At 72.5% G+C, this 8,682-nt stretch carries 10 protein-coding genes and 1 pseudogene; 5 read left to right on the forward strand and 6 right to left on the reverse strand.

Annotated elements, in window-relative coordinates:
* Positions 1-247: 247 nt before the first annotated feature.
* The 3 genes from G3I42_RS38400 to G3I42_RS12315 all read left to right on the forward strand — a co-directional run bounded on the left by G3I42_RS38400 (position 248) and on the right by G3I42_RS12315 (position 1,444).
* Entirely contained in the window at positions 248-334 is an 87-nt protein-coding gene (locus G3I42_RS38400) for a putative leader peptide (RefSeq protein WP_324603596.1), read from the forward strand.
* A 106-nt stretch (positions 335-440) separates the two neighbouring features.
* A complete protein-coding gene (locus G3I42_RS12310; protein WP_164285314.1) occupies positions 441-1,016 on the forward strand; it encodes a cysteine dioxygenase in 576 nt (191 codons plus the stop codon).
* Positions 1,013-1,444, forward strand: a complete 432-nt coding sequence (locus G3I42_RS12315; protein ID WP_164285316.1) for a rhodanese-like domain-containing protein — start codon at positions 1,013-1,015, stop codon at positions 1,442-1,444. Before G3I42_RS12310 ends, G3I42_RS12315 begins: the two co-directional genes overlap by 4 nt.
* A 318-nt stretch (positions 1,445-1,762) precedes the next feature.
* Here G3I42_RS12315 and recX read toward each other — a convergent pair whose 3' ends face one another.
* Entirely contained in the window at positions 1,763-2,386 is a 624-nt protein-coding gene (gene recX / locus G3I42_RS12320; RefSeq protein ID WP_164285318.1) for a recombination regulator RecX, read from the reverse strand.
* 3 nt (positions 2,387-2,389) lie between these two features.
* Complete coding sequence (gene recA, locus G3I42_RS12325) at positions 2,390-3,526, reverse strand: recombinase RecA (protein ID WP_164285320.1); 1,137 nt, start codon at positions 3,524-3,526, stop codon at positions 2,390-2,392.
* Between the two features lie 344 nt (positions 3,527-3,870).
* Between recA and G3I42_RS12330 the strand changes: the two genes are divergently transcribed.
* Positions 3,871-5,070, forward strand: a complete 1,200-nt coding sequence (locus G3I42_RS12330) for a PP2C family protein-serine/threonine phosphatase (RefSeq protein ID WP_164285323.1) — start codon at positions 3,871-3,873, stop codon at positions 5,068-5,070.
* 48 nt (positions 5,071-5,118) lie between these two features.
* On the opposite strand, the gene G3I42_RS12335 is transcribed toward G3I42_RS12330, so the two are convergent.
* Positions 5,119-6,024, reverse strand: a complete 906-nt coding sequence (locus G3I42_RS12335; protein ID WP_164285325.1) for a LysR family transcriptional regulator ArgP — start codon at positions 6,022-6,024, stop codon at positions 5,119-5,121.
* A gap of 68 nt (positions 6,025-6,092) precedes the next feature.
* Between G3I42_RS12335 and G3I42_RS12340 the strand changes: the two genes are divergently transcribed.
* Positions 6,093-6,719: a LysE/ArgO family amino acid transporter gene (locus G3I42_RS12340; RefSeq protein ID WP_164285321.1), complete on the forward strand. Its 627-nt coding sequence runs from the start codon at positions 6,093-6,095 to the stop codon at positions 6,717-6,719.
* A 63-nt stretch (positions 6,720-6,782) separates the two neighbouring features.
* On the opposite strand, the gene G3I42_RS12345 is transcribed toward G3I42_RS12340, so the two are convergent.
* The 3 genes and pseudogenes from G3I42_RS12345 to G3I42_RS37530 all read right to left on the reverse strand — a co-directional run.
* Positions 6,783-8,081, reverse strand: a complete 1,299-nt coding sequence (locus G3I42_RS12345; protein WP_164285327.1) for an AI-2E family transporter — start codon at positions 8,079-8,081, stop codon at positions 6,783-6,785.
* A gap of 279 nt (positions 8,082-8,360) precedes the next feature.
* The gene (locus tag G3I42_RS12350; protein WP_010274063.1) at positions 8,361-8,555 is read right to left on the reverse strand and encodes a DUF3046 domain-containing protein; all 195 of its coding nucleotides are present in this window, start codon (positions 8,553-8,555) and stop codon (positions 8,361-8,363) included.
* A gap of 46 nt (positions 8,556-8,601) precedes the next feature.
* A pseudogene (locus tag G3I42_RS37530) lies at positions 8,602-8,682 on the reverse strand (AzlD domain-containing protein); the annotation flags it as partial.

Raw genomic sequence — 8,682 nt, forward strand, 5'->3', positions numbered from 1 at the left:
AAGGCACCGCCTCCGGAGCGCGCCCCGACACCGAGACCCGGCGGCTCATCACCCGTCCCGGTAACGAGTGAGCGGCCAGGACGTAGGGCTCCGCGTGGGGTCGGCGGCGATGGGTGGGCACGGCGCACGGCCGGTGCGCGACGGGCGGACGCGGGGCGGGGGAGCCTCCCGGCCGCGCCGCGCACGCCATCAGCCGCCGGGTACGCGTGAATTGACGGCTATCCGCCGCCGTGGTCTACTCCGGATCATGACCGACACCGATGTGCGCCTGTGGCGACGGGTCCATATGGACCTGCTGCGCTACGCGGGCTGCGTGTGTCGCCGTTCTCGCTGAACTCCCCCTTTCTCCGGCACCTCTTCGTGCCTTCCTTCGCGCACGCGCCGTGGCCTGTCGTGGCCCTCTCGCGCTGCGCACCCTCAGCGAACCCAGGACGGTTCACATGTCTGTCACCGCGCCCGCAACTCCCGTCCCCGCACCCGGCACCGAAACGCCCCCGGCCGGTTCATCGGCCCCCGCCGCCGCAGGGCCGACCCCCGCCGAACTGCTCGAATTCGTCCGCACCACGGCTGCCAACGCCCGCCTCGTCGCCACCCTCCCCCTCGATCCCGAGAACCGCACCTGGGTACAACTGGTGGGCCCCGGTGGCAGCGAGGCATGGCTGATCGGCTGGCCGCCCGGCACCGGCACCGGCTGGCACGACCACGGGGGCTCGCAAGGCGCCTTCGCGACCGCCGCCGGGACATTGCGCGAGGACTCGCTCGCCGTGCGGCTGCCCACCGAGGGCTGGCGCACCCTGGAGCTGGAGGACGGCGTCGACCGCTACCGTGCGCTCTCCCCCGGCGAGGGCCGTGCCTTCGGACGCCACCACGTCCACCAGGTCCTCAACGAATCCGGCACCGAGCACGCCGTATCCGTGCACGCCTACTACCCGCCGCTGCCGCTCATGCGCCGCTACAGCCGCACGGGACCGCTGCTCCGTCTCGAAGAGGTCGAGCGTCCGGAGGACTGGCAGTGACCACTCCACCGCCCGGGCCCACCGGGATAGACGTGCTCCTCGACCGGGTACGAGCCGGACTCGACCGGCTCGACGCGCACCAGGCCAGGGACGCCGCCGCCGAAGGCGCCCTCCTCGTCGACATCCGCTACGCGGCGCTGCGTGAGCGCGACGGGATGATCCCGGGCGCGCTGGTCGTGGAGCGCAACGAGCTGGAGTGGCGGCTCGACCCCTCGGGCAGCCACCGCGTCCGCGAGGCGACCGGCCACGACGTGCGGGTCGTGGTGATCTGCGACGAGGGCTACGCGTCCAGCCTCGCGGCCGAGTCCCTGCGCCGTCTCGGCCTGCACCGTGCCACCGACCTGGACGGCGGCTTCCAGGCCTGGCGCGCGGCCGGCCTCCCGGTGGAACCGGGCCCGGGCACAAGCGCCCGGCCCGCGGACGGCTGAGGACGGCGAGGAGCCTGACGTCCCCCACGCGCGGGAACGTGCGTGGGGGAACGGCGAACGGTGAGTGAGCACGGGGAGCGCCGTAGCGCTCCGCCCAGCCTGCCATCGGCCGAGGGCCGCTCCCTCCGGCCCGCCACGCTGGGCCGGCCACCTCACGGCCCCACCTCCCAGCAGACCCAAACGCCCCGCCCCGACGGTCCGACAGCCCGCGCGCCACCCCGGGGCCGGCCGCCTCCGCGCGACCACCCCTTCCCCCGGGCGACATCCTCCCGCGCGCGACGCCACCCGCCGCACGACCTCCGCACCCAGCCCCGTCCGCTACACCCCGTCCGGGAACTCCTCCAGTTCCTCCCCCTCCGATTCCAGCGCCTGCCGTACGACCCGTAGGGCGAGGCCCTCGGGGTAGCCCTTGCGGGCGAGCATGCCCGCGAGCCGGCGCAGGCGCTTGTCACGGTCGAGTCCCCGCGTCGCCCGGAGCTTCCGGTCGACGAGCTCGCGGGCGGTCGCCTCCTCCCGCTCGGAGTCGAGTTGCCCCACCGCCTCGTCGATGAGGCTGCTCTCGACCCCTTTGGTCCGCAGCTCCCGCGCCAGGGCCCGGCGGGCGAGCCCTCGGCTGTGGTGCCGGGACTCGACCCAGGCCCCGGCGAAGGCGGCATCGTCGATGAGACCGACCTCCTCGAAGCGCGAGAGCACCTCTTCGGCGGCCTCCTCGGGGATCTCCCGCTTGCGCAGTGCCTCCGCGAGCTGCTTACGCGTGCGCGCCGTCCCGGTGAGGAGACGCAGGCAGATCGCCCGGGCCTGTTCCACCGGGTCCTGGGGCTGCTCCTCCCGGCGCCTGCCCCGGGCGGAGGGGAGCCCTGCCGGTGGTGGCTCCCCTCCCTCCGTACCGTCGCCGTGCCCGTCCCCCGTGAAGGGGGCCGTGTACTCGCCGCGTCGTGTCACGGCTCAGCCCTTGGCGGCCACGGCCTTGGCTCCCTTGGGCGCCTTGGCCGCCGCCGGAGCGGGCACGGTCTTGGCACCGGCCGGCGTCTCGGTCGTCTCCTCGGCCTCGGCCGGCTCGCCCTCGGGCTTCTCGGCCTTCTCCGGCTTCACGCCGACGCCGAGCTTCTCCTTGATCTTCCGCTCGATCTCGTCCGCGAGATCGGGGTTGTCCTTGAGGAAGTTGCGGGCGTTCTCCTTGCCCTGGCCGAGCTGGTCGCCCTCGTACGTGTACCAGGCGCCGGCCTTGCGGACGAAGCCGTGCTCGACGCCCATGTCGATGAGCCCGCCCTCGCGGCTGATGCCCTGCCCGTAGAGGATGTCGAACTCGGCCTGCTTGAACGGCGGGGCGACCTTGTTCTTCACGATCTTGCAGCGGGTCCTGTTGCCCACCGCGTCCGTGCCGTCCTTGAGGGTCTCGATGCGGCGAATGTCGATGCGCACCGAGGCGTAGAACTTCAGCGCCCGGCCACCCGTGGTGGTCTCGGGGGAGCCGAACATCACACCGATCTTCTCGCGGAGCTGGTTGATGAAGATCGCGGTCGTCTTCGACTGGTTGAGCGCGCTGGTGATCTTGCGCAGCGCCTGGCTCATGAGGCGGGCCTGGAGGCCGACGTGCGAGTCGCCCATCTCACCCTCGATCTCGGCGCGCGGCACGAGGGCCGCCACCGAGTCGATGACGATGAGGTCGAGGGCACCGGAGCGGACCAGCATGTCCACGATCTCCAGGGCCTGTTCGCCGTTGTCCGGCTGGGAGAGGATCAGGTTGTCGACGTCGACGCCGAGCTTCCTCGCGTACTCCGGGTCGAGCGCGTGTTCCGCGTCGATGAAGGCGACGGCACCGCCGGCCTTCTGCGCGTTGGCCACCGCGTGCAGCGTCAGCGTGGTCTTGCCGGAGGACTCCGGGCCGTACACCTCCACGACGCGGCCGCGCGGGATCCCGCCGACGCCGAGGGCGATGTCGAGCGCCGTCGAGCCCGTGGGGATCACCTCGATGGGCTCATTGGGCCGCTCGCCCATGCGCATGACGGCGCCCTTGCCGAACTGCCGCTCAATCTGTGCGAGTGCGGCGTCGAGCGCCTTCTCGCGGTCCGTGCCTGCCATGGGTTCCACCCGATTTGCTTGAGTCGATCGCTTCACGTCGAAGACGCTACTGCCTGCCACTGACAATGCGCCGCGACCGCCTCCTGACCTGTGGATAACTCCCGGTCCCGGACACGCGGGAAGCGTGGGACAGGGGTCACCACCTGGGCAGAACGGCGCATCAGGTTTTTCATAAGAATGCGTGTTCGATTTCCGTGTCAAGTCGGCACGCCGCCCGCGACCGAGGTCCACGGCCGCTGTCCCGCCCGTCGAAGGCGGGGCCGTCGCAGGTCGAGCACGGTCGATCGATGCGTGATGGTGTGGTCGCGTGCGGGAAGGGGTGCTGGGAACTCTGGGAGGTTGTGATGGTGGATGACCGGCTCCGGCTGGCCGCGGTGCTGGCGGCGGCGGAGGATGCTTCGCCGGTGGCCTCGCTGGATGTGGTGGCCCGCAACCTGCGGGACCGTTTCGGCGCGCGGTACGTATCGTTCCTGTTCATGGACGTACCCGGCTGGAAGATGGTGCGGGTCACCGAGGAGGCGGAGACGCAGAAGGGCCGCCGGGCGGAGCAGATCCCGCTCGTCGGCAGCGTCTACGACGAGGTGCTGCGCACGCAGAAGCTGGTTCGGGCGGCCGACGGCGGCAACGGGCAGCGGGTGCTTGCTCCCGTCACCAACCGGGGCGACGCCATCGGGGTGCTGGAGCTGTTCCTGCCCGAGGTCACCGCCCAGGCCCTGGAGCAGGTCGAGGAGGCCGCGCACGCGCTGGCCTACATCGTGGTCACCGATCGCCGCTTCACCGACCTCTACCACTGGGGCCAGCGCACCAGCGCGGTCACCCTGGCGGCCGAGATCCAGCGCCAGCTCCTGCCCGCGGCCCCCTCCTGCGAGGCGGCCGAGTTCACCCTCGCCTGCGCGCTCGTCCCGGCCGACACGGTGGCCGGTGACACCTACGACTTCACCCTCGACCGCGACACCCTGCACCTGTCGATCACCGACGCGATGGGCCACGACACCGACTCCGCCCTGCTGGCCACCCTCGCCGTCAACGCCTCCCGCGGTGCCCGCCGCTCCGGCGTCGATCTGGCCGAGCAGGCCCGGCAGACCGACCAGTCCCTCCTGAGCCGGCCGCACGGCGGCTTCGTCACCGGGCAGCTCGTGCGCATCGCGCTCGACGGGTCCGGTGGCCGGCTCTTCAACGCCGGGCATCCCTGGCCCCTGCGCCTGCGCGACGACGAAGTGCACCGGGTGGAGCTGAAGGTGAACACCCCCTTCGGGATCGACCCGACCGCTCCCTACCAGGTCCAGGACCTCGACTGCCGTCCCGGCGACCGCTTCCTCTTCTACACCGACGGGATGCAGGAGCGGACAGCCGCCACCGTCGACCTTCCGGGGCTGATGCTCGACACCGCGGTCGAGCATCCCCGCGAAGTCGTCCGCGTCCTCACCGCCGCCGTCCACGACGCCAGCGGCGGACGCCTCACCGACGACGCCACCGTCATGTGCCTCGACTGGCACGGCCCCCACGCCGGTGGCCGCCACGCCTCCGCGGGCGCCGACGCCTGACCCGCGGCGGCCACGGGGGCCGCACGCGCGCGCCGTGCCCCACGGCGCTCAGTGCTGAGCGTGCAGGGACTCCGCCGCCACCGCCGCGACCGTCTCCGCGACGAGCGAGAGCGCCGGGACGTCCAGCTTCCACTGCTGCCAGTACAGCGGCACGTCCATCCTCCGGCCGGGCACCAGTTCCGTGAGGGCCCCGGAGCGCAGCAGGGGGGCCGCCTGCTGTTCCGGTACGAGGCCCCAGCCGAGTCCCGCGCCCACCGCGTCGCAGAACCCCTCCGACGTGGGGACGTAGTGCCGGAGCGGTCCCGCGCCCGGCGCGCCGGGGACCATCGACCGTACGAAACGGTCCTGGAGCTCATCGCGCCGGTCGAAAACGATCACAGGCGCGCCGGGCAGCCGCTCCTCCAGCGGCCCGTCCGCCAGGTGACGCGCCACGAATCCCGGGCTCGCGACCGGGAAGTACCGCTCCAGGCCCAAGGGGCGTACGGTGCAGCCCGCCACCGGCTCCGCCGAGGAGGTCACCGCCGCCATCACCCGCCCCTCGCGCAGCAGCGCGGCGGTGTGCGCCTCGTCCTCGCGGCGCAGCTCGAAGCAGACCGGCGGGCTCTGCGGGACCCGGGTCAGCGCAGGCAGGAACCAGGTGGCCAGGGAGTCCGCGTTGACCGCGATGGGCAGCCGGGCGGGACCGGCTCCCGCGGCGATGCCGAGTTCCGTCCACGCGTCCCGCTCCAGCGCGGCGAGCTGGCGCGCGTAGCGCACCACCACCTGCCCGGACTCCGTGGGCCTGACCGGCTTCGTGCGCTGGAGCAGCACCCGCCCGGCGCGCTGCTCCAGCGTCTTGATCCGCTGGCTGACCGCGGAGGGCGTCACGTGCAGTACCGCCGCGGCGGCGTCGAAGGTGCCCTCGTCGACGACGGCGAGAAGCGTGCGGACCTGGTCGTGGGGCAGGTAATCCATCACGGGCGCTAATGCTACGTAAAAAACTTTAGCTGTACTCATGCCGTGGCGCTGCCTAGCGTCGGAGCGTGAACAACGGCATCCTCTCGGCGACTCTCGCCGGGTTCGGGACGGGCATGTCCCTCATCGTCGCCATCGGCGCGCAGAACGCGTTCGTCCTCCGGCAGGGGGCGCGTCGGCAGGCGGTGCTCGCGGTCGTCGGCATCTGCGCCGCGTCCGACGCGGTCCTCATCGCGCTCGGCGTGGCCGGGCTCGGCGCCGTGGTGACCGCGTGGCCCGTCGCGCTGACCGCGGTCGGCCTCGCGGGCGGCGGCTTCCTGCTCTGCTACGGGGCTCTCGCGGCCCGCCGCGCGCTGCGGCCCGCCGGTCCGCAGGCCCTGACGGCGCGGGGCGCGGCGGTCGGTTCGGTGCGCACCGCCGTCCTCACCTGCCTCGCTCTGACCTGGCTCAACCCGCACGTCTATCTGGACACCGTGCTGCTGCTCGGCTCGGTCGCCTCGGACCGGGGCTCGCTGCGGTGGGTCTTCGCTCTCGGCGCGATGCTGGCCAGCCTGGTGTGGTTCGCCGGTCTCGGCTACGGGGCCAGGCTCCTCGGCACCGTCCTGGCCCGCCCCGGGGCGTGGCGACTCCTCGACGGGCTGGTCGCGGCCACGATGCTCGTGATGGGCGGCTCGCTGCTGGTCCGTACGTTCTGACACGCACGCCGCGCGGGCCACCCACTTCGTGCACGCCACGTACGCCGCGTACGCCGCGGGGAGTCAGTGGCCCGGTCGCGGCCCTTCGTCGTCGGGCCCTTCCCCCTCGTGGTCGTGCCCTTGCCCGTCGTCGCGCCGTCCACCGTCCTCCTGCGGCGCGTCGTCCCGGGGCGCCGGGGACGCGCCACCTGGCGTCTCCGTCTCCGTCTCCGGTGACTCCGCCTCGGCCGATGGCGGGGTGCCCGGCTCGTTCGGGCCGCGCAGGGCACGGCGGACGCGGGCGAGCACCGGGGAGCCGCCGGGGCGTGGGCGGGGGCCCATGACGCGGGGGTCGTCGGTCACGTCGTACCGCTTCACGTACGCCGCGAGGAAGGCCTGCAAGGTCGCGACGGCCGGGATCGAGACGAGCGCGCCGACCGCGCCGAGCAGCGCGGTGCCCGCGATCACGGAGCCGAAGGCGACGGCGGGGTGGATGTCGACCGTGCGCGCCGTGAGCTTCGGCTGGAGCAGGTAGTTCTCGAACTGCTGGTAGACCACGACGAACACCAGCACCCACACCGCGTACCACGGGTCCACGGTGAAGGCGATCAGCATGGGCAGGGCACCTGCCAGATACGTGCCGATGGTCGGGATGAACTGCGAGACGAGCCCGACCCACACACCGAGCGCGGGCGCGTAGGGAATGCCGAGCGCCTGGAAGAGGATGTAGTGCGCGATGCCCGAGATGAGCGCCATCAGGCCGCGCGAGTAGAGGTAGCCGCCGGTCTTGTCGACCGCGATCTCCCAGGCCCGCAGCACCTCCGCCTGCTTCGCCGGTGGCAGCACCGAGCACAGCGCGCGGCGCAGCCGGGGGCCGTCGGCCGCGAAGTAGAACGCGAAGAGCAACAGCGTCAGGAGCTGGAAGAGGCCGCCGAGCACCTGCGCGGAGACGTCGAGCACGCCGGAGGCGCTGTTGCGCACGTAGCGCTGGAGCCAGTCCGAGTGCAGCACGCTGTCCTGGACCTCGAAGCGCGACAAGTCGGTGTGGAACGTCCCGTTTACCCATTTGATGAGCGAGTCGAGGTACTTGGGGAAGTCCTCGACCATGTTCTGGATCTGCCCCGCGAGCATCGAGCCGAGCAGCGTCACGAAGCCCGCCGCGAAGATCAGGACGCCCAGGAAGACGAGACCCGTCGCGGCGCCGCGCCGCATTCCGCGCGCCGACATCCAGCTCACCGCCGGCTCGATCGCGAGAGCCAGGAAGAAGGCGATCAGGACGTTGATCAGCAGCCCTGTGAGCCGGTGGAAGGCCCAGGTGCCGAGCTGGAAGCAGGCGATCAGGAGCAGCGCGGAGACCATGGCACGCGGCAGCCAGCGGGGCATGCGTCCGCCCTGCCCGCCGGCGTCGGAGCCGGAGGCAGGCGGCCCTGGCACGTCCGCGCCCGGCGGAGCCGTGCGTCCGGGGGTCTCGTCTGTCGCTGCCACGTCAGTCAGTCTCGCCTACACCTCGGACATTCGGACAATCGCTCGGTCCACCGACGCTTCCCGGCCATGATCATGGCCGGATCGGTCCCGTCCTCCGCAGCGCGGAGAGGTAGGGGGACGGGTCGGTACGGAGCCGGGGCCGCGCCCACCGCACGTACGGGGACGGGGCGACCCCCGTCAGCGTTCGCTCTCCGGCACGTCGGCCGCCTCGCACACCGCGCGCCACACGTCCTTCGCCTCCCAGCCGTCGGCGAGCGCCTGCTCCACGGTGCGCCCGCCGAGCTGGGACATGACGTGATCGTGCGCGAAGGACTCCACGTACCCCGCGCCGAAGTGCTCCGTCATCTTTCGCCAGAAGACCGTCAACCGCATGGGGCCAGTATCCGCGATCGCCGCGGCTCCCGGCGCGCCGGGCCGCTCAGCCCGCGAGCGCCCGCACCCCCGCCGTCACGAGCACGGCGGCGCCGACGACCACGAGGAACGGCGCGCGCAGCAGCAG

Source organism: Streptomyces sp. SID11385, from assembly GCF_010548245.1.
Lineage (GTDB): Bacteria > Actinomycetota > Actinomycetes > Streptomycetales > Streptomycetaceae > Streptomyces.